Genomic DNA, 20,270 nt, shown 5'->3' on the forward strand with positions numbered 1-20,270 from the left:
ACCCCCACACACCCCCCCCCCCCCCCCCCCCCCCCCCCACCCTCCCCCCCCCCCCCCCCCCCCCCCCCCCCCCCCCCCCCCCCCCCCCCCCCCCCCCCCCCCCCCCGGGGCCGGATCGCCGTCAGGCCGCCACCAGCAGCCGGTCGGTCCGCCGTTCGCGCTCCCACAGTTCGCGCAGCCGCCCGTCCGGACGGGCGGTCAGCTCCGCCCAGCCGCCGCGCTCGACCACCCGGCCCCCGTCCAGCACCAGCACCTCGTCCACCCCGGCCGCCGCCAGCCCGGCCAGCCGGTGGGTGATCAGCAGGGTGGTCCGGCCCGCGGTGGCGGCCAGCAGGTCGGCGGTGAGCGCGTCGGCGGTGGCCAGGTCGAGGTGCTCGGCCGGCTCGTCCAGGATCAGCAGCGGGAAGTCCGCGAGTAGCGCCCGGGCCAGCGCCAGCCGCTGTCGCTGGCCGCCGGAGAGCCGGGCACCGTGCTCACCGACCATGGTGTCCAGGCCTTCGGGCAGGCTGTCCACCCAGTCCAGCAACCGGGCGCCAGCCAGCGCGGCGCGCAGTTCCCCGTCGCCGCACCCGGGTGACGCGAGCCTGAGGTTCTCCCGCAGCGAGCTGTCGAAGACGTGGGCGTCCTGGGCGCACAGGCCGATCGCCCGGCGGACCGCGTCGCCGTCCAGCGCCCGAGTATCCACAGCCTGTGGACGACCGTCGGCCAGCCGGACCGCACCCTCCTCCTGGTCGAGCAGCCGGAGCAGCACCTGGGCCAGCGTGGTCTTGCCGGAGCCGGACGGGCCGACCACGGCGATCCGCCGCCCGACCGCCAGGTCCAGGTCGACGCCGTCCAGCGCGTACTCCCGCTGCCCCGGCCAGCGCGCCCGCAGGCCCCGGACGGCCAGCGGGAACGGGTCCCGGGGCGGCTCGGCGGGCTCGACCGGCTCGACCACGGGGTCGGGGGTGTCGAGCACCTCGGTGAGCCGGGCCGCCGCGGCCCGGCTGCGCTCGCGGAACTGGACGGCCACCGGCATCCCGGCCACCGCCTCGAAGGCAGTCAGCGGGGTGAGCACCACGACCGCCAGGCAGAGGCCGGTCAGCGAGCCGGTGCCGACGCCGCGCACCCCGACCGCCGCGCAACCGGCCACGGTCAGGCCGGTGAGCAGCGCGGTCAGCCCCGCGCCGAGCGCGGCGGCGGCGGCCGAGCGGCCGGCCAGCGCGGTGAGCCGGGCGTCGGCGGCCCGGACCGCGCCGAGCCGGGCGGGCAGCGCACCGGCCACCGCGAGTTCCGCCGTGCCGGTGCAGGTGTCGACCACCGCGGTGGCCAACTCGCCACGGACGGGCGCCTGTTGGCGTTCGGCCCGGCCGGCCGTCAGGGCCCCCGACGCGGGCACCACGGCCCCCGCCAGCAGCAGGCCGAGCCCGAGCAGCACGCCGGCCGCGGGCAGCAGCAGCCCGAGCGCCACGGCGGTGCCGAGCGAGACGGTGACCGCGACGGCCGCCGGCAACCGCCAGCGCAGGTACCAGTCCTGCACCGCGTCGACGTCCGCGACTAGCCGGGAGAGCAGGTCACCGCGGCGGAAGGCGGGCAGCGCGGCGGGCGCAAGCCGCTCCAGCCGGCGGTAGACGGTGGTGCGCAGGCCGCCCAGGGTGCGCAGCACGGCGTCGTGCGAGACCAGCCGCTCGGCGTAGCGGAAGACGCTCCGGCCGACGCCGAAGGCCCGGACGGCGGTGACCGCCATCATCAGGTAGAGCACCGGCGGTTGCTGGGAGGCCTTGGAGATCAGCCAGCCGGAGGTGGCCAGCAGCGCCACCGCGCAGCCCAGCGCCAGGCTGCCGAGCAGTACCGCGAGCGCGAACCGGCGGCGCGGCCGGCCCGCGTCGGCGGCCCGGAACAGCGCGGCGATCCGGCGCATCGGCGATCCGCCGACGCCCACCCCGTGCCCGGGCGCGTCGGACGGAACGGCGGCCGGCGCGGAGGCGACCGGCGCGGAGGCGACCGGCGCGGCGACAGGGACAGGGGCAGCAGGAACAGGAGCCGGAGCCGGAGCCGGAGCCGGGACGGCGGCAGCGGCGGACGGAGCCGCCAGCTCGACCCGCCGGTCCGCCACCGCGAGCAGCGCCGGCCGGTGCGCGACCAGCAGCACCGTCCGCCGCGGGTCGGCCGCCAGCGTGCGCACCGCGTCCACCACGGCTGCCTCGCTCTCCCCGTCCAGGTTCGCGGTCGGCTCGTCCAGCAGCACCAGCGGCCGGTCGGTCGCCAGCAGCGCCCGGGCCAGCGCCAGTCGCTGCCGCTGCCCGGCCGAGAGCCCGGCCCCGCCCTCTCCCAGCACGGTGGCCAGGCCGCGCGGCAGCCGGTCGACGAAGTCCAGGGCGTGCGCGGCGGCCAGCGCGGCCCGCACCTCGACCTCGGGCGCGTCGGGCCGGGCCAGCCGGACGTTCTCCGCCACCGTCCCGGCGAAGAGGTGCGGCCGCTGTGGCACCCAGGCGATCTGGGCCCGCCAGGAGGCCGGGTCCAGCTCGGCCAGCCGGTGCTCGGTCCCGTCGGCGGCGGTGATCCGCAGCGATCCGCCGTCCGGCCGGACGAAGCCCAGCAGCGCGGCGAGCAGCGTGCTCTTCCCCGCGCCGCTGGGCCCGGTCAGCGCCAGCGTCTCGCCCGGGCGCAGGGTGAGCGAGACCTCGTGCAGCGCGGGCACCGTCCGGCCGGGGTGGCGGACGGTCAGTCCGTCCACCCGCAGCACCGCACCGGCGACCGGGGGCGCGGCGATCGTGCCGGCGGCCGGCAACGGTGTCTCCAGCACCGCGAAGATCTCCTCCGCCGCCGCCAGCCCCTCGACGCTGGAGTGGTAGAGCGCGCCGACCTGGCGCAGCGGGAGGTAGACCTCCGGCGCCAGGATCAGCACCAGCAGCCCGGTCTCCAGCGGCATCGTGCCGTCCACCAGCCGGAACCCGATGGAGACCGCGACCAGCGCGACCGAGAGGGTGGAGATCAGCTCCAGCGCGAAGGAGGAGATGAAGGCGATCCGCAGGGTCCGCAGGGTGGCCCGTCGGTAGTCGTCGGTGATCCGGGCGATGGTGGCCGCCTGGGCCTTGGCCCGGTTGAAGATCTTGAGCGTGGGCAGCCCGCCGACCACGTCCAGGAAGTGGTGCGAGAGCCGGGCCAGGGTCTGCCACTGGCGGTCCATCCGGGACTGGGTGGCCAGCCCGATCAGCACCATGAACACCGGGATCAGCGGCAGCGTGCCGGCGATGATCGCGGCGGAGACCCAGTCCACGCCGAGGATCCGGGCCAGCAGCACCGCCGGCACGGTCACCGCGAGCGCCAGCTGCGGCAGGTAGCGGGCGAAGTAGTCGTCGAGCGCGTCGACGCCCCGGGTGGCCAGCGTGGTCAGCTCGCCGGTACGCCGGCCGGCCAGGTAGGACGGGCCGAGCGCGGTGGCGTGGTCGAGCAACCGGCGGCGCAGCTGCGACTTCACCCGGGCCACCGAGCGGTGCGCGGTCAGCTCGGTGAGCCAGGCGACCACGGCCCGGCCGACCGCCGTCACGGCGAGCAGCACCAGCGGGGTGGTGAGCGCGGCCAGGCCCCGACCGTGCTGGAAGCAGCGGACCACGATCTCGGCGATCAGGGTGGCCTGGCAGAGCACCAGCACGGCCCCGGCGGTGCCGAGCAGCACCGAGCCGGCCAGGAACGCGCGGGTGGTCCGGGCGTACCGGAGCAACCGGGGGTCGACCGGCTTCATCGCTCGGCCGCGACGGGCTCGGCGGTATCGGCGGTCCCGACGGGCGCCGCGTGATCGTCCACCGGGATGTGCTGGATCCCGATCCGCTTGCGGAACACCCAGTACGTCCATCCCTGGTACAGCATCACCAGCGGCGTGAAGATCCCGGCGATCACGGTCATCAGCTTCAGCGTGTACGGCGAGGAGGACGCGTTGGACACCGTCAGGCTCCAGGCCGGGTTGAGCGTGGAGGGCATCACGTCCGGGAAGAGCGCCAGGAAGAGCGTCCCCACCGCGGCCACCACGGTCAGCCCGGAGAGCACGAACGCCCAACCCTCACGACCCAGCCGGTTGGCCACCAGGGCACCGACCAGGGCCAGCGCGGCGACCACCGACGCGGCCAGGCTCCACCCGTCGCCCCGGTGCACCTGGGTCCACCCCAGGAAGCCGACCGCCAGCACGCCGGCCAGCACACCGACCCTCCCCGCCAACCGCCGTGCCCGCAGCCGGATGTCGCCGACCGTCTTGAGCGCCGCGAAGACCGCGCCGTGGAAGGTGAAGAGCACCAGCGTGACCAGCCCGCCGAGCAGCGCGTACGGGGTGAAGAGGTCCCCGACCCCGCCCACGTAGTTCTTCTGCTGGTCGATCCGCACGCCGTGCGCGATGTCGGCGAAGACCACGCCCCAGAGGAACGCGGGGACGAGCGAGGTCCAGAAGATCGCGTGCTCCCAGCCGCGCTGCCAGCGCTCCTCACTGCGCTTGTGCCGGTACTCGAAGGCCACCCCGCGGACGATCAGGCAGACCAGGATCGCCAGCAGCGGCAGGTAGAAGCCGCTGAACAGGGTCGCGTACCAGTCCGGGAAGGCGGCGAAGGTGGCGCCGCCCGCGGTGAGCAGCCAGACCTCGTTGCCGTCCCAGACCGGGCCGATGGTGTTGATCAGCACCCGGCGCTCGGCCCGGTCCCGGGCGAGCAGCTTGGTGAGGACGCCGATCCCGAAGTCGAAGCCTTCCAGGAAGAAGTAGCCGATCCAGAGGACCGCGATGAGGACGAACCAGACGTCATGGAGGTGCATGGCCAGTTTCCCTGCTCAGTAAGCGAAGGCGAGTGGACGGTCGGCGTCCTCGTCGACCGAGGGTCCCGAGGGCCCGCGCAGCGTCGGGTCCTGGGCGGGCGGCCGCTCGGCGACGTCGGGGCCGGCCTTGGCGTACTTGGCCAGCAGCCGGACCTCGATCACCGCGAGCACCGCGTAGAGCCCGGTGAAGGTGCACAGCGCGACCACCTGGGTGCCCACCCCGACGTTCGGCGAGACCGCGTCGGCCGTGGTCATCAGGCCGAAGACGGCCCAGGGCTGGCGGCCCATCTCGGTGAAGACCCAGCCGAAGCTGTTGGCGATCAGCGGGAAGCCCATGGTCAGGATCCCGATCCGCCAGCTCCACCCGGTCAGCAGCGGATTGAGCTCGGTGGACCGGGTGAGCATCAGCCGCGGCACCTCGTCCTCGCCGGTGCGGAACTCCGGCGCCAGGAAGAACCGCTTGCGGGTGGTCCACAGGCCGATCAGGCCGGCCACGAAGGAGGTCATCCCGAAGCCGATCATGAGGCGGAAGCCCCAGTAGGTCACGAAGATGTTCGGGATGTAGTCGGTCGGCTTGCCGCCGTACTTGGCGGCCTCGGCGGCGGCGGTGTCGTTGATGCCGGGGACCGGCGAGCTGAAGTCACTCTTGGCCAGGAACGAGAGCAGCGCCGGGACCTCCAACTCCACCGAGTTGTGGCCCTCGTTGACGTTGCCGACCGCGAAGATCGAGAACGGCGCGGGGGACTGGGTGTCCCAGAGCGCCTCGGCCGAGGCCATCTTCATCGGTTGCTGCTCGAACATCACCTTGGCCAGGGTGTCGCCGCTGATCGCGGTGCCCAGGCCGGCCACCACGGCCATCACCAGGCCGAGCCGGAGCGAGGTGCGCAGCGCGGCGGTCTTCCGCCGGTCCACGCCCTCCGGCCGCCGCTTGGCCTTCCACAGGTGGTACGAGGCGACACCGACCATGAAGGCGGCGCCGGTGAGGAAGGCGGCGGTCAGCGTGTGGAAGACCACGACCAGGGTGGTGTCCTGGAAGAGCACCTTGGTGATGTCGGTGAGCTGGGCCTTCTTGGTCACCGGGTCGATGGTGTAGCCGGCCGGGTGCTGCATCCAGGAGTTGGCGGCCAGGATGAAGTACGCGGAGAGCACGGTACCCAGCGCCACCATCCAGATGCAGGCGCAGTGGATCTTCTTCGGCAGCTTGTCCCAGCCGAAGATCCACAGGCCGATGAAGGTGGACTCGAAGAAGAACGCGATCAGCGCCTCCATCGCCAGCGGCGCGCCGAAGACGTCCCCGACGAAGCGCGAGTAGGCGGACCAGTTCATCCCGAACTGGAACTCCTGGACGATCCCGGTCACCACGCCCATGGCGATGTTGATCAGGAAGAGCTTGCCCCAGAACTTGGTGGCGTGGAAGTACTTCTCCTTGCCCGTCCGTACCCAGGCGGTCTCCAGCCCGGCCACCATCGCGGCCAGGCTGATGGTGAGCGGGACGAACAGGAAGTGGTAGACGGTGGTGACCCCGAACTGCCATCGCGCGATCGTCTCGTGAGCGACTGCTAGCTCCACTGCGCTCTCTCCCTACGGCCTTGCTGTCCGTTCTGGTCTGGTTTCGCGCGGACTGCCACCCGACGTACCAGACACAAGGTGCGCTTCGGTGTGAATCGCACCAATGCATGCCAAGCTTGTCCGCTTGTGAACGTGAACACGTTCACAAGCTTCCCGGACAGTATGACAAACCCCCGCTCGCGAGGTCACGGCGGGGGTGGGGGTGACGTGTAAGTTCTGTGTAAACGAGGGCCGTTCGGCGACAGCTGTGCCGGGCCGCCCCGGTCAGAGACCGCCGGCCGGCGGCAGGTGCACCCGGAAGGTCGCACCACGGCCCGGCGCGGTGTCCAGCGTGATCGTGCCGCCGTGCGCACGGGTCAGCGCGGCGGCGATCGCCAGGCCGAGGCCCGCGCCGCCCCCGCCGTGCCGGCTGCGCGAGGCGTCCGTCCGGTAGAACCGCTCGAAGACCTTGGTCGCCTGCTCGGGCGCCAGCCCCGGCCCGGAGTCGGCCACTTCGAGCAGGCAGCCGGCGGAGTCGGCGCCCACCCCGATCCGCACCGCGGTGCCCGCCGGGGTGTGCTTGACCGCGTTGCCGACCAGGTTGGTGACCACCTGGCGCAGCCGCGCCTCGTCACCGAGCACGGCCGCGGCGCCGGGCGCGCCGGTACCGCCGGGGCCGGTGAGCGCGACCGGGCGGGTCGGGTCGAGGGCGATCAGATCGTGCAACGCGTCGGCGGCCAGCGTGCGCAGGTCCATCGGGGCGAGGTCGAGCGGACGCTCCTCGTCCAACCGGGCCAGCATCAGCATGTCCTCGACCAGGCCGCCCATCCGGACCGCCTCGCTCTCGATCCGGTCCATGGTGCGCTTGACGTCCGCCTCGGTGGGCAGCGCGCCCATCCGGTACAGCTCGGCGAAGCCGCGGATCCCGGCCAGCGGGGTGCGCAGCTCGTGCGAGGCGTCCGCGACGAAGTTGCGCATCCGCGCCTCGGACTCGGCCCGGGCGGCGAACGCGGACTCGATCTGGTCGAGCATCCCGTTGAGCGCCGCGGAGAGCCGGCCGACCTCGGTGCTGGTCGGCAACTCCGGCATGCGGTAGGAGAGTTCACCGGCCGCGATGAGCTCGGTGCCGCGCTCGATCCGGCGCAGCGGGAGCAGCCCGGCGCGAACCGCGAAGGCGCCGAGCCCGGCGATCAGCAGCTCCACCGCGACGCCTATGGCCAGGAAGCTCTCCCGCAGCTTCTCCACCGTGGCGTCCACCTCGTTGAGCGAGATGGTGACCACCAGGTACTCGGGAGCGTTGGCGGGCGCGGCGGAGGTGTGCTGGATCGGCAGGATCAGCGCCCGCCAGTCCTCGTCGCCGTGCTCGCTGGGCACGTCGAAGCCGTGGCCCAACCGCTGGGCGAGCTGCGGACCGCTGAGCGGGGGCAGCTGCGGCACGGGGTCGTTGGACGAGACCTGCTGCCGGACCTCGCGCATCACCCGGCCGTCGGCGGCCAGGTAGGAGACCTGGTAGAGGCTGGGCAGACCGGCAAGGTACTGCACCCCGTCGTGCTTGCCCTCGCCCTCGGACGAACCGGACTGCGCCGAACCGGACTGGCCCGAACCGGACTGCGCCGAACCGGACTGGCCCGAACCGGACTGCTGGGGCGGCGGGCCCAGGTGCATCCCGGTCCGGTGCGCCAGCGGCTCGCCGAACCGCTCCAGCTGCTGGTCCAGCCGGCCGACCAGCTGCCCGCGCACACTGCCCAGCAGCACCACGTCACTGACCGCCAGCCCGGTGGCCACCAGCACCAGGGTGAGCGCCAGCAGCCGGCTGCGCAGCGAGAGCCGTCCGGTGCGGCGCAGCAGCGCGCCCGGCCGCGGTGGCCGGAGCCGCCGCAGCCGTCCGGGAGCCGCGCGCACCCGGGTCAGTCCTGCGCCTGCTGCGGCGGCCGGCGCAACGCGTAGCCGATCCCGCGCACGGTGTGGATCAGCTTCGGCCCGTGGTCCGGGCCGGAGTCGAGCTTGCGGCGCAGGTAGGAGATGTACGACTCGACGATGCTGAGGTCGCCGCCGAAGTCGTAGGCCCAGACGTGGTCCAGGATCTGTGCCTTGGAGACCACCCGACCGACGTTGGCCATCAGGTAGTGCAGCAGCTTGAACTCGGTGGGCGAGAGCGAGACCGGACGGCCATCCCGGGTCACCTCGTGCGCCAGCGGGTCGAGGGTGAGGTCGGCCACGGTCAGCCGGCCGTCCTCGGCCGGACCGCCGGCCCGGCGCAGGATCGCCCGGATCCGGGCGATCAGCTCCTCCAGGCTGAACGGCTTGGTGACGTAGTCGTCGGCGCCGGCCGCCAGACCGTGCACCTTGTCCTCGGTGCCGTCCTTCGCGGTCAGGAAGAGCACCGGCAGGTGGTCGGCGGGCCGCGGCCGGCCGGGACGGGCGGCCAGGCCGGCCGGGTTGGCGATCTGCTGCCGCCGGGTCTGCTCGCGCAGCCGCTCGACCACGGTGAAACCGTCCAGGTCGGGCAGCATCACGTCGAGCACCACCAGATCGGGGCGCTCGACCGCGATCGCTTCCAGCGCCTCCTCGCCGGTGGCGGCCGACTCCACCCGGAACCCGGAGAAGCGCAGCGAGGCGGAGAGCAGTTCGCGGATGTTCGGCTCGTCGTCGACGACGAGCAGGAAGGCCTCGCCCGGCGCCCGGCCGGCCGGGGAGACCGGCGTCGTCGGGGCGAGACTGGTGGTGGGCACTGTCCCTTGCATCTTGGGTCGGCCTCCCGGGTCCTGTGTCATCCCATCGGATGATGGCCTCGGGAGGCTACGTGGGGTTGATGAGAGGGGAATGAACGGCAAGGGCCGTTCGCACCGGGAGCAACGCCCGGACGGGTACGGACGACCCGCACCGGCAGAACGAAGCGGCCCGGCCCGGAGGAGTCCGGGCCGGGCCGCTTCACGCCGACCACCGGCGGGGTGACCGGCGCTGCTCACCGGTCACCCCCGCGCCGGCGGGTCAGCCGCTCTTGGAGGAGCCTCCGGCGGCAGCGCCACCGCTGCCACCGCCGAAGCCACCGCCGCCACCGAAGCCGCCGCCGAAGCCGCCCGCGGCGGCGCTGCCGCCCTCGGTGACCTGGGAGGCGGAGTAACCGCCGGAGCCGTCCGAGCTGCCGGTCACGGTGACGGTCTGGCCCGGCTGCAGGTCACTGACCTGGCCGCTCTTGCTGACCTGGACCTGGGTGCTGCCGTTGGTGGTCACCTTGACGGTGTTGCCGCTGGCGTCGGTCAGGTAGATCGTGCTGCCGTCGATCAGCTTGACGGTGCCGCGGGTGAACCCGGGCGACCCGGCGGCGCCGCCGCCCGTACCACCGCCCGCGGCGCCGCCGCGCCCGCTCGCGCCGCTCTTGGTGGCGGCGGCGGCCGTGAAGCTCCGGCTGCTCCCGTTGGAGGCGCCGTCGTTCTTCTGGTAGTACGCGCCGCCCGCGAAGGCGAGGGCCGCGACCGCGCCACCCGCCAGCAGCAGGGTCAGCCACGGCAGCTTGCGCCGCGGCGGCGCGGCCAGCTCGCCGTCGATGTCGCGGGCGTCCGGCGGGGTGGCCAGCAGCTCGACGTGGGCCGCCACGGTGTCTTCGGCGGTCGGCTGCACGGCCACGGCGCCGCCACGGGCGCCCGGGTTGACCACGGGCAGCCGCATGGTGTCGGTCGACCGGCCCCCGTCGCTGTTGTTGTTGGACATGGGATCTGACTGCTCTCGTTCGGTGATCATGACTGCCGCCTCACTCGTGCCGCAGGGCGTCGATGGGGCGCAACCCGGCTGCCCGGTTGGCCGGATAGCTGCCGAAGAAGAGTCCGATGGCGACCGCGATCCCGAACGCCCCGAACACCGAGGACGGAATCACCACGGGCGTGATCCCGACCACCTTGAAGTGCGCGCCGAGCAGACCGACCAGGACCCCGAGGCCGGCGCCGAGCACCGACAGCAGGGTGGACTCGGTGAGGAACTGACCGAGGATCACGGCCTTCGGCGCGCCGAGCGCCTTGCGGATGCCGATCTCCCTGGTCCGCTCGGTGACCGTCACCAGCATGATGTTGGTGATCCCGATCCCACCGACCAGCAGCGAGATCGCGGCCACCGCGCCGAGCAGCACGGTGAAGGTGGAGGAGGTGCTCTCCCGCGTGCTGAGCAGCGAGGACTGGTTGCTGACCCGGAAGTCCAGCTTGGTCGGGTCGGTGATCGAGTGGGTGCCCATCAGGATCGTGGTGATCTCGTTCTGGGCCTGGGTGGTGGTGTCGGCCGAGGTGGCCTGCACCAGGATCTGGCTGATCGAGCTGAAGCCGGTGAAGGCGTTCTGCACGGTCGGCAGCGGCGCGATCACCACGTCGTCCGGGTCGCTGAACCCGGTGGCGCCCTTGGTCTGCAGCACGCCGATCACGGTGAACGGGGTGCCGCCGATGCTGATGCTCTTGCCGATCGGGTTCTCGGTGTCGAACAGCTCGCTGGCCGTGGTCGAGCCGATCACCGCGACCTTGCGCGAGTTGAGCACGTCGTCGTTGGTGAAGTAGTCACCGGTGGCGATCTTCTCGTTGGCGGTCTGGAAGTACGCGGGGTACGTCCCGATGATCGAACCCGGGGTGTACGAGATGTCCCCGTACACGGCCGCCGCCGAGGTGGTGACCACCGGCGCCACCGACGCGATGTCGGGGGCCGCGGCCGGGTTGGCCAGCGCCTTGGCGTCGTCCAGGGTGAGCTTCTTGACCGCGCTGCCGCTCTTCGAGGCGCCGAAGGAGGCGCTGGAGGAGACGGTCAGCGAGTTGGTGCCGAGCGAGGTGATCGAGTTCTTCACCGCGACCGACGAGCCGTTGCCGACCGCCAGCAGCAGGATGACCGAGGCCACACCGATCAGCACGCCGAGCATGGTGAGCGCGGAGCGCACCTTGTTGGCCGCCAGGCCGCCGAGGGCGAACCGGAACATCTGGAGGAAGATCATCGCCGGCCCCCGATCAGCTCGCCGGTGCCGTTCCCGGCGGCGAGCTTCGCGGCCAGCACCGGCGGCGGCCCGACCACCGGACCCTGCCGGACGTCCGAGATGATCTGGCCGTCGACCAGCCGCAGCACCCGCTTGGCGTGCAGCGCCACCTCGTCCTCGTGGGTGATCAGCACGACCGTTCGTCCGGTCGCGTTCAGTCCGTCGATGATGGTCAGAACCTCTTCGGTGGAGCGGGTGTCCAGGTTGCCGGTGGGCTCGTCCGCCAGCAGCATGGTCGGCGCGGTCACCAGGGCCCGGGCCACCGCGACGCGCTGCTGCTGGCCGCCGGAGAGCTGGTTGGGCTTGTGGTCGCCGCGCGAGGAGAGGCCGACCAGGTCCAGCGCGGCCAGCGCCCGCTTGCGGCGCTCGCTCGCCTTCACTCCCGCGTAGGCGAGCGGGAGCTCGACCTGCGCGATCGCGGTGGTCCGCGGGACCAGGTTGAAGGACTGGAAGATGAAGCCGATCTTGCGGTTGCGGACCAGCGAGAGCTGGTTCTCGTCCAGGTGGCCGACGTCGATGCCGTCCAGCAGGTAACGCCCGCTGGTCGGCACGTCCAGGCAGCCCAGGATGTTCATCAGGGTCGACTTGCCGGAGCCGGAGCTACCCATGATCGCGACGAAGTCGCCCTGCTCGATGTCCAGGCTGACGCCGGCCGGCCCGCCGGTCTCCGGGTCGTCCGGGCCGCGCAGCGCGTGCACGACCGCGTCGCCGTGGCCGTAGGACTTCCGCAGCCGGCGGATCTGGATGACCGGGGGCGGGGTGGCCGAGCCGCTCTCCGAGCCGCTCTCCGGGGCCTCGGCCGGGGCGTCCGCCTCGGGGCGGGCGCCGCCGCGCCGACGGGTGCCGCGTGCCATATCAGGCACCGCCCCGGCTGCTGCCGCCGCCACCGCCGCCACCACCGGAGCGGCCACCGCCACCACCGAGACCGCCGCCGCCACCGAAGCCGCCACCGCCACCACCGAGGCCGGGGAAGGAGCCGCTCGGGAAGCCGCCGGTGCCGCCGGCCGTGGACGAGGCGATCTGGACCTTGTCACCCTCGTTCAGACCGGAGACCACCTGCACGGTGGTGTCGCCGACCACGCCGACCTGGACGCTGACCCGGGAGGTGGTGCCGTCCGGCTTGACCACGGTCGCGGTCCGGGTGGTGCCGGTGCCGGAGAGCGCCGCCGCCGGGACGGAGAGCGCGTTGTCGGCCTCGCCGGTGACCACCGAGACGGTCGCGCTCAGGCCGGTGCGCAGCTGGCTGGTGTCGCCCTGGATCTGCAGGGTCGCCGCGTACTGCACCGCGGTGCTCGCCGAGCTGCCCGCGACCGGCAGCGAACTGACCGACAGAACGGTCGCGTTGAGCACCTCGTTGGACTCGGCGTTGAGCGTGACGGTGGCCGCCTCGCCCTTCTTCAGCTTGAGCGAGTCCAGCTCGGAGAAGTCCGCGGTGACCTGCATCCCGGTCGGGTTGGTGATCACGATGAAGCCGGACGGGCCGCTGGAGGTCGAGGAGCTGCTGCTGCTCTTGCTGCTGCTCGCGGAGCCGGACGAGCCGGACGAGCTGCTGGAGCCGGCCGAGCCGCTGCTGGAGCTGTCGCTGCCGGTGCCCGACACGGTGTCGCCGACCACGTTGCTGATCGAGGCGACGGTGCCGCTCTCCGAGGCGGTCAGGGTGGTGCCGGCCAGCGCGGTCTGCGCGTTGGTCAGGTTGGTCTGCGCGGTGTTCACCTGCTGCTGGGCCGAGGTGACCTGCGCCTGGGCGGACGCCACGGCGGACGGGTCGACCGTGGTGGTGGTCACCGGCGTGGACTGCGGGGCCGGGGCCGAACCGCGGCCGCCCGAGGAGTCCGTGGAGGCGACCGGCTCGTTCTGGGTGACCGTGGTGCCGTCCTGCGCCTTGGTGAGGCTCGCCTCCGCGGCGGTCAGCTGGGCCTGCGCCTCGTCCAGCGCACCCTGGGCAGAGTTCACCTGCTGCTGGGCGGCGGTGCTGTCGACGGTGGCGAGGGTCTCGCCGGCCGTCACGGTGTCACCGACCGACACCTTGATCGCGGTGATCTTGCCGCCGGTGACGAAGTTGTCGGCGGTGTCGCTGGGAGAGCTGAGGGAACCGGAGCCGGACACGGTGGCCAGGACCGTGCCCTTGGTCACGGTGGCGGTCCGGGCGGCCGGCTTCGCGGCAGCGGCGGTGCTGCTGTTCACGGTGTTGTAGGCGATGGCTCCTCCGGCGAGGAGGGCCACACCGAGCACTGAGTTGACGAGGACGGCACGACGCCGTCGCGGGAGGACCTTCATAGCGGTCAAGAGTCGCGGGGTGCTCTTGCGAAGGACTGGGCGGCGACTGAGAGTTCACTGGGGCGACCGGGACCCAAAATAGCGGACGAAAGCGGACAAAATCCCCCGACTGGACCGGACGCTAAAGAGATCGTTGAAGCAACTTCCAGCCATTTCCCAGTCATCTGGTGCATAGCCTTCACCCCCCGCCCCGCCATAGGTGGGAAATCGCGACAGCGTCATCCCCGCCGAAGGACGGGGGTACCCGGACGAACGGTGGGCGCGCGCCGTCGGAAGGCGGGGTGAAATGTGCGCCGGGCGCAACCGACCGGGCGCATGGAGAGCGCGCACCTCGCACCAGTCGAACGCCACCGGGAATGCACCGGCGGGCCCGGCCCACCGCACGGCGCAAGACCTGTACGCCAGATGGCCGGAGCATGGCGAATGCGCAGCGTAGTCACAGGCCAGGGCTGACCAGGCGTCGGTCCCGCCATGGTCTTCACAGCTGCCAAGAGCCGTTCCGGGGCCTTCACGAGCGCCGCAGTTCCGGCCGGCGGGCCAGCCTACCGGCCGCCACCTGCCCGGATGAGTCAGCCGTGTTACGGGTTGATGTTCCGTCATCAAGCTTTTGATGCAGCTCGGTTGGCTTCGGGCCAATCTTTCGTGCTGATGTTCTATCAGCCGGCTACCAGCCTTCCCCAGCTGGCGCTCTGGGCGCGAAAACGGCCCAACTCCGAGCGCCGGCATGCTTAAAATCGGAAGGTAGCACCAGCAGATGCTTCACAACTCGACTCACCTCTGGCTAGGGTGGTCGTCACGTACAGCGACGCGCCCGGTGTAGCCATCACGCCTGTAGGGGGACTATGGCCGTCTCTGATGTCGCTGCCGCGGACCGAAAGCTCAACCGCGCCCGGTCAGTTCGGGGGAACCGGAACGGCGCGCCGGCACCACCGAAGGGTGCCCCAGCGGTTCACGGTCGGACATCACTCTCCTAATCTGCCGGGTCGGGCGGCCGCGCCCACCCACCGCCGGGGTTTCGCCGACCCCGAACGGCACCACAGGCCTGCCAGCCTGCCGGTGCGCCGGCCGCCCTCCGGTGTCCATCCATCACCACACCCCAGCGGATCCCAACCGTCGTGACACAGCAGTCCGGCGGTGCCGAAGGGTGCCTTCACCGCGCTGCCAGGCGCGGCTCCATCCCGACCTCGCGTGTCACCGCGCGGTCGGACCGTCCAGCGTTGATCTCCGCCAGCCACAGGGGGGCTCACATGAACACTCTCTCGATCGTAATACCCGCCCTCAACGAAGCCGAAAACCTGCCTGCCGTGATGGCCTCGATCCCCTTCTCCGGTCTCCGGCAGGAGGGTTGGGAGACCGAGGTGCTGGTCGTCGACAACGGATCGACCGACGGCACCGGCGACGTCGCCCGCTCACTCGGCGCCCGGGTGGTCGCGCAGCCCGCGCGCGGCTACGGCAACGCCTACCACGCCGGATTCGGCGCGGCGACCGGCGAGGTGATCGCCACCGGCGACGCCGACCGCACCTACCCCTTCGATGACCTGCCCCGCCTGTTGCGCACCCTGGTCGACCACGACGTCGAGTTCATGACGACCAACCGGCTCGCCCGCGGCAACAGCGAGGCCATGAAGCCCTCGCACTCCCTCGGCAACCACGTGCTCAGCGCGGTGAGCCGCACACTCTTCCGCAACGAGCTGCGCGACTCGCAGTCCGGCATGTGGATCTTCCGCCGCTACGTCTGGCAGCGCCTGGACGTCCGCTCCACCGGGATGTCCTTCTCCCAGGAGATCAAGAACGCTGCCACCAGGGCGGGTTACCGCTACCTGGAGGTCCCCATCGAGTACCGCAAGCGCGGCGGCCAGGTGAAGCTGAACGCCTTCCGGGACGGCACCGAGAACCTGCGCCAGCTCTTCGAGCACAACTTCCGCAAGACCCGCCCGGTCCTCCGGCCGGCGGTCGTCCCCGCCCAGGAGTTCGACAAGGTATGACCTCACTGCTCGGGAGGACCGGGACGCCCGCGGTCCAACCCCCTCCGCGCCCGGTGGACCGGCGGCGGCGCGGGGCGGGCCGCGGCGGCGGCCGTCCCGGGCGGCGGCGGGCCGTGCTCGCGGCAGTCGCCGTGCTGGTCGCGGCGACCGTCGGGCCGGTGCTGTGGGCCCAGCCGGCGGTCCGGCTGGCGCTGCGGCAGTCATTCACCCGGATCCCGGCCGACTACACCGAGCTGTACTTCTCCCAGTCGCCGACCACCTCCGGCGGTGACGCGGTGGTCCCGATCTCGCTGGTGCAGCACGGCACGCCCGGTCAGTCGCTCCAGCTACGGGTCTCGCTGACCAGGCCCGACGGCACGGTCACCGCGAGCAGCACCGTCACCCTCGTCCCGAAGCCGGACGCCGCGGTCGGCACCACCGTCCGCCTGCCGCTGCCCGAACCGGACGCGGTCGTCCAGGTCGCGCTGCTGGGCACCGCCCAGACGCTGCACTACCGCTTCCCCCAACCCAAGGCACCGACACCATGACCTCCGCACCTCGCGTCACCGTCACCACCAGTTGGGACGACGGGCACGTGCTCGATCCCCGGCTGGCCGACCTGCTGGACCGCTACCGGCTGCCCGGCACCTTCTACATCGCTCCGCGCAACCTGGAGTTCGCGCCCGCCGAGCGGCTGTCCGCGGCCGGCATCCGGGAGTTGGCCGAGCGCTTCGAGATCGGCGGCCACACCCTGACCCACCAGCGCCTGCCTCAGCTCAGCGATGCCGCCGCGGCCGAGGAGATCCGCAGCGGGCGAGCCGAGTTGGAGGACATCACCGGCTCGCCGGTGACCAGCTTCTGCTACCCGCGCGGCGAATACACCCCGGGGCAGGTGACGTTGGTCGAGCAGGCCGGCTTCACGCTGGCCCGCACCGTCCGGCGCGGGAGCCTGCGGCCGGGCCACGCACTGGAGTTGGCCACCACGGTCAACGCCTACACCCACCGGGTGGACGGCCCGCTCGCGCTGCGGCTGGCCGGTGGCCGGCCATGGACGGCGGCCCGGCTCTACCTGGCCTGGGACGAGCTGGCGGTCCACTTCTTCGACCGCTGCCTGCGCGAGGGTGGTGTGTTCCACCTCTGGGGGCACAGCTGGGAGGTCGACGCGCGCGGCGAATGGTCCCGTCTGGAAAGGGTGTTGGCGCACATCGCGGGCCGTCCAGGGGTGGCCTACCGGACCAACCGCGAACTGCTCGCGCTGGCGGCCTGATGCCCACCATCCTGCAGATCACGCCGTACTACCCACCCCATCTCGGCGGCCTGGAAAGGGTGGTGGAGAACCTGGCGGCCGGACTGGCCGACCGGCACGAGGTCCAGGTGCTGACCACCACGATCGGCGCCGGGGGTGCGCCGCGCCGCTCCCGGCAGGGCGCGGTGACCGTTCGCCGGCACCGCTCGGTCGAGGTGGCGCACACCCCGCTGGTGCCCGGCCTGCTGCTGTCACTGCTGCGCCGCCCGCGCGGCACCCTGCTGCACCTGCACTCGGCGCACGCCCTGCTGCCCGAACTGGTCGCGCTCACCGCGCGGTTGCGGCGCCAGCCGTTCGTGCTCCACTTCCACCTGGACGTGGACGCCTCGGGCCGGCTGGGCCGGCTGCTGCCCGCCTACAAGAAGCACGTCTTCGGGCCGGTGCTGCGGGCCGCCGCCGCGGTGATCGTGCTCACCGAGGCGCAGGCCGAGTTCGTCCGGCGGACCTACCGGGTGCCCGAGCGGCGGATCCACATCGTGCCGAACGGGGTCGACCGCGGCTACTTCATGCCGGTCCGCGAGGTGGCCGAGCGCCCGTTGGAGCTGCTCTACGTCGGGCGGTTGAGCGCGCAGAAGAACGTCGCGCGGCTGCTGGCGGCGATCGCCCTGCTGCGCGCCCCGGTTCGGCTGCGGATCGTCGGGGACGGCGAGCTGCGCGGCCAACTCGAGGCACAGGCAGTCGAGTTGGGTTTGACCCAGGTGGACTTCGCGGGGGCCCGACTGGGCCCCGAGCTGGTCCGCGCCTACGCCGAGGCGGACGCCTTCGTGCTGCCCTCGGACAAGGAGGGGATGCCGCTGGTCGCCCTGGAGGCGATGGCCGCAGGTCTCCCGGTGATCGCTACCGACGTCCCCGGGAACACCGAACTGCTGGGTGACATCGGCCTGTTGGCGGCACCGGAGCCGGCCGCGCTGGCCGCCGCGATCGACGCGGTGGCGGGCGATCCGGAGCTGCGCGCGCGACTCGCCCGGCGCAGCGCGGAGGCGGCGCCCGCGTTCGCCTGGGACGCGGTGGTCCGCCGGGTGGAGCGGGTCTACGCGGAGGTGCTGGCGTGAGGGCGCTCAGCCGGGCCGTCGCCCGGCGCACCAGGGCCCGCCGGGCGCTGCTCGCCGGCACCGCGCTGGCCACCGGCCTGGAGCTGCTGCCCTGGGTCCCGGTGCCGGTGCTCGCCTGCGCCGGGTTCTGGCTGCTGCTCGGCGCGCCCGGCCTGCTCTGGTACGGCTACGCGAACCGGTTCGTCGCCACCCGGGACGGCCGCGCGCTGGTCGCCGTCCCGCTCGCGATCGGCACCGATCTGGCCTCGGCGCTGCTGCTGAACACCGTGCTGCCGCCGCTGGGCGACGACCACCCGCTGCGGCGGGCCCCGCTCGCGCTCGCCGCAGCGCTGGCCGTGCTGCTGCTCGCCTGGGCCGGGCCCGCCGAGGCCCGCCCGCCGAGGCGCGGACCGGGAGCCGTCGCCCGGCCGCGCCGACGTCCGGTGCCCGGGCTGCGGCCGGTGCTGCTGCTCGGCGCCGGCTGCCTGCTGCTCAGCGTGGCCGGCGCGATCCGGCTGAACAACGGCCTCGGCTCGACCGTCGCCGTGCTCGCGCTGGTCGCGATGGCCGCGCTGCTCGCCCAGTTGCTGCGCCGGCGACGCCGCTACGCGGAGCCGGTGCTGGAGCTCGGCCTGTTCCTGGTGGCGGCCGCGCTGCTGCTGCTCACCTCGCTGCGCGGCTGGTACATCACCGGTCACGACATCCAACGCGAGTACGAGGTCTTCCAGTTGGCCGCGAGCGCCGACCGCTGGCAGATCTCCGCCTTCCGCGACCCGTACAACGCCTGCCTGAGCATCACCCTGCTGCCCACCGCGTTCGCCCGGCTCACCGGGATCAGCGGCCTCTACGTCTTCAAGGCCGTCTTCCCGCTGCTCTTCGCACTCAGCGCGCCGCTGATCCACCGCTCGGTGCGCAACGTCGCGCAGCGGATGGTGGCGCTGCTGTCGGCGCTCTACTTCGTGGCGTTCCCGACCTTCTTCACCGACATGACCTTCCTGGCCCGCCAGGAGATCGCCTTCCTGCTGCTGGGCGCGGCCATGGTGGTGCTCACCGAGCCGGCCCGGCCGCTGCGACAGCGCCGGGTCGCGTTCACCGGGTTGATGGGCGGCGTGGTGCTCTCGCACTACTCGACCACCTACGTGGTGGTGCTGGTGCTGGGTGCCGCGCTGGCCACCGACCGCGGCTGGCGGCTGCTGGCCCGCGCCCGGCGCCGGAGCCCGGGCGCTCCCGCGGTGGGCTTCGTGACCTGGTGGATGGTGGCCGCCACCGCCGCCGCGGCGGTGCTCTGGACCGGCCCGCTCACCGACACCGGCGGCCAGCTGCGCAGCACCGTCACCGAGACCGTGCAGCAGGCGATCGACCCCGGGAAGGCGCAGAGCGGCTCCTCCGACACCTCGTACAGCCTGCTCGGCGGCTCGGCGGCCACCCCGCAGCAGCGGCTCGGCGAGTACCGGGCGGACACCGTCACCGAGACCGCCAAGGACCGGGCGAACGGCGGCTACCTGCCGCTCCAGACGGTGGACCAGTACCCGATCCAGGCGGTCTCCGAGCCCGACCTGCCACTCACCGGGCTCGGCCGCGCCCTGCAACACGCCGGGCTGGACGTCTCCGCCGCCAACAAGCTGGTCCGCCAGTGGGCCGCCGACCTGCTGCAACTGCTGCTAGTGATCGGCCTCGCGGTCTGCCTCTGGTCCCGCCGGCGGGCCTTCCGGCCGGCCCGCGACCAGGTCACCCTGACCATCGCCATGGTGGGCGTGATCGGCCTGCTCACCGTGCTGCCACAGCTGTCGGTGGACTACGGCGTGCTGCGCGCCTTCCAGCAGGGGCTGTTCTTCTTCGGCCCGTTCATCGCGGCCGGCTCGCTCTGGGTGTTCCGCTGGGCCCGGCGCTGGGCGGTCCCGCTGGCCGGCACCCTCGCGGTGGCGTTCTTCCTGGACCTGACCGGGGCCGTCCCGCAGGTGATCGGCGGCTACCCGCCGCAGCTCAACCTCAACAACGCGGGTCAGTACTACGACATCTACTACGTCCAGCCGCAGGAGCGCAGCGCGATCAGCTGGCTGGAGCAGCGCACCACCGACGACCAGAAGCAGGACGTCCAGTCCGAGGTGCAGACCGACCGCTACACCTTCAGCCGCCTGCAGACGCTGATCCACGGCCGGGCGCTGAACGACATCTACCCGACCCTGATCGGCACCAACTCCTACGTCTTCCTCGGGAGCACCACGGTGACCAAGGACGAGGCGACCACCTTCTACCGGGGCGATCTGGTGACCTACCGCTACCCGATGGGCCTGCTCGACGACATGAAGAACGAGATCTACAGCAGCGACGGGGCGGAGATCTTCCGGTGACTCCTCGGATGACTC

Annotated in this window: 14 protein-coding genes; 5 read left to right on the top strand and 9 right to left on the bottom strand. The window is 72.5% G+C overall.

Features of this window, described 5'->3' with window-relative positions:
- Nucleotides 1-121: 121 nt before the first annotated feature.
- The 9 genes from cydD to ACZ38L_RS04450 form a co-directional block, all read right to left on the bottom strand.
- Nucleotides 122-3,724, bottom strand: coding sequence for a thiol reductant ABC exporter subunit CydD (gene cydD / locus ACZ38L_RS04410; RefSeq protein ID WP_465689123.1), 3,603 nt, complete (start codon nucleotides 3,722-3,724; stop codon nucleotides 122-124).
- Nucleotides 3,721-4,776 (bottom strand): cytochrome d ubiquinol oxidase subunit II, encoded by a 1,056-nt coding sequence (gene cydB / locus ACZ38L_RS04415; protein ID WP_465689125.1) that lies wholly within the window; start codon nucleotides 4,774-4,776, stop codon nucleotides 3,721-3,723. Before cydB ends, cydD begins: the two co-directional genes overlap by 4 nt.
- Nucleotides 4,777-4,791: 15 nt before the next feature.
- Entirely contained in the window at nucleotides 4,792-6,345 is a 1,554-nt protein-coding gene (locus ACZ38L_RS04420) for a cytochrome ubiquinol oxidase subunit I (RefSeq protein WP_465689127.1), read from the bottom strand.
- Nucleotides 6,346-6,609: 264 nt separating this feature from the next.
- Complete coding sequence (locus ACZ38L_RS04425) at nucleotides 6,610-8,226, bottom strand: sensor histidine kinase (protein WP_465689129.1); 1,617 nt, start codon at nucleotides 8,224-8,226, stop codon at nucleotides 6,610-6,612.
- A 5-nt stretch (nucleotides 8,227-8,231) separates the two neighbouring features.
- A complete protein-coding gene (locus tag ACZ38L_RS04430; RefSeq protein WP_465689131.1) occupies nucleotides 8,232-9,068 on the bottom strand; it encodes a response regulator transcription factor in 837 nt (278 codons plus the stop codon).
- 247 nt (nucleotides 9,069-9,315) lie between these two features.
- Nucleotides 9,316-10,065 carry a hypothetical protein gene (locus tag ACZ38L_RS04435; RefSeq protein WP_465689133.1) on the bottom strand — a complete coding sequence of 250 codons (750 nt, stop codon included), beginning with the start codon at nucleotides 10,063-10,065 and terminating at the stop codon, nucleotides 9,316-9,318.
- 10 nt (nucleotides 10,066-10,075) lie between these two features.
- Nucleotides 10,076-11,287, bottom strand: a complete 1,212-nt coding sequence (locus tag ACZ38L_RS04440) for an ABC transporter permease (protein ID WP_465689135.1) — start codon at nucleotides 11,285-11,287, stop codon at nucleotides 10,076-10,078.
- The gene (locus ACZ38L_RS04445) at nucleotides 11,284-12,276 is read right to left on the bottom strand and encodes an ABC transporter ATP-binding protein (protein ID WP_465689137.1); all 993 of its coding nucleotides are present in this window, start codon (nucleotides 12,274-12,276) and stop codon (nucleotides 11,284-11,286) included. The genes ACZ38L_RS04440 and ACZ38L_RS04445 overlap by 4 nt, the downstream gene beginning before the upstream one ends.
- Entirely contained in the window at nucleotides 12,182-13,549 is a 1,368-nt protein-coding gene (locus tag ACZ38L_RS04450; RefSeq protein WP_465689434.1) for an efflux RND transporter periplasmic adaptor subunit, read from the bottom strand. The genes ACZ38L_RS04445 and ACZ38L_RS04450 overlap by 95 nt, the downstream gene beginning before the upstream one ends.
- A 1,301-nt stretch (nucleotides 13,550-14,850) precedes the next feature.
- Here ACZ38L_RS04450 and ACZ38L_RS04455 point away from each other — a divergent pair.
- From ACZ38L_RS04455 to ACZ38L_RS04475, 5 genes are read left to right on the top strand one after another with little or no spacing between them, the layout of a single operon-like run.
- A complete protein-coding gene (locus ACZ38L_RS04455) occupies nucleotides 14,851-15,588 on the top strand; it encodes a glycosyltransferase family 2 protein (RefSeq protein WP_396556946.1) in 738 nt (245 codons plus the stop codon).
- On the top strand, nucleotides 15,585-16,115 hold the full coding sequence (locus ACZ38L_RS04460; RefSeq protein ID WP_465689139.1) for a hypothetical protein: 531 nt from the start codon (nucleotides 15,585-15,587) through the stop codon (nucleotides 16,113-16,115). Before ACZ38L_RS04455 ends, ACZ38L_RS04460 begins: the two co-directional genes overlap by 4 nt.
- Entirely contained in the window at nucleotides 16,112-16,834 is a 723-nt protein-coding gene (locus ACZ38L_RS04465) for a polysaccharide deacetylase family protein (RefSeq protein WP_465689141.1), read from the top strand. Before ACZ38L_RS04460 ends, ACZ38L_RS04465 begins: the two co-directional genes overlap by 4 nt.
- Nucleotides 16,834-17,925, top strand: a complete 1,092-nt coding sequence (locus ACZ38L_RS04470; protein ID WP_465689143.1) for a glycosyltransferase family 4 protein — start codon at nucleotides 16,834-16,836, stop codon at nucleotides 17,923-17,925. Before ACZ38L_RS04465 ends, ACZ38L_RS04470 begins: the two co-directional genes overlap by 1 nt.
- Nucleotides 17,922-20,255 (top strand): DUF2206 domain-containing protein, encoded by a 2,334-nt coding sequence (locus tag ACZ38L_RS04475; RefSeq protein WP_465689145.1) that lies wholly within the window; start codon nucleotides 17,922-17,924, stop codon nucleotides 20,253-20,255. Before ACZ38L_RS04470 ends, ACZ38L_RS04475 begins: the two co-directional genes overlap by 4 nt.
- Nucleotides 20,256-20,270 lie beyond the last annotated feature (15 nt).

The organism is Kitasatospora sp. NPDC024654 (genome assembly GCF_055559155.1).

What these genes read in the sequence shown, in the direction of transcription:
- ACZ38L_RS04470 (WP_465689143.1), top strand. Translation starts at nt 16,834, where the DNA reads ATGCCCACCATCCTGCAGATCACGCCGTACTACCCACCCCATCTCGGC.
- ACZ38L_RS04435 (WP_465689133.1), bottom strand. Translation starts at nt 10,065, where the DNA reads ATGATCACCGAACGAGAGCAGTCAGATCCCATGTCCAACAACAACAGC.
- ACZ38L_RS04430 (WP_465689131.1), bottom strand. Translation starts at nt 9,068, where the DNA reads ATGCAAGGGACAGTGCCCACCACCAGTCTCGCCCCGACGACGCCGGTC.
- ACZ38L_RS04465 (WP_465689141.1), top strand. Translation starts at nt 16,112, where the DNA reads ATGACCTCCGCACCTCGCGTCACCGTCACCACCAGTTGGGACGACGGG.
- cydB (WP_465689125.1), bottom strand. Translation starts at nt 4,776, where the DNA reads ATGCACCTCCATGACGTCTGGTTCGTCCTCATCGCGGTCCTCTGGATC.
- ACZ38L_RS04455 (WP_396556946.1), top strand. Translation starts at nt 14,851, where the DNA reads ATGAACACTCTCTCGATCGTAATACCCGCCCTCAACGAAGCCGAAAAC.
- ACZ38L_RS04460 (WP_465689139.1), top strand. Translation starts at nt 15,585, where the DNA reads ATGACCTCACTGCTCGGGAGGACCGGGACGCCCGCGGTCCAACCCCCT.
- cydD (WP_465689123.1), bottom strand. Translation starts at nt 3,724, where the DNA reads ATGAAGCCGGTCGACCCCCGGTTGCTCCGGTACGCCCGGACCACCCGC.
- ACZ38L_RS04440 (WP_465689135.1), bottom strand. Translation starts at nt 11,287, where the DNA reads ATGATCTTCCTCCAGATGTTCCGGTTCGCCCTCGGCGGCCTGGCGGCC.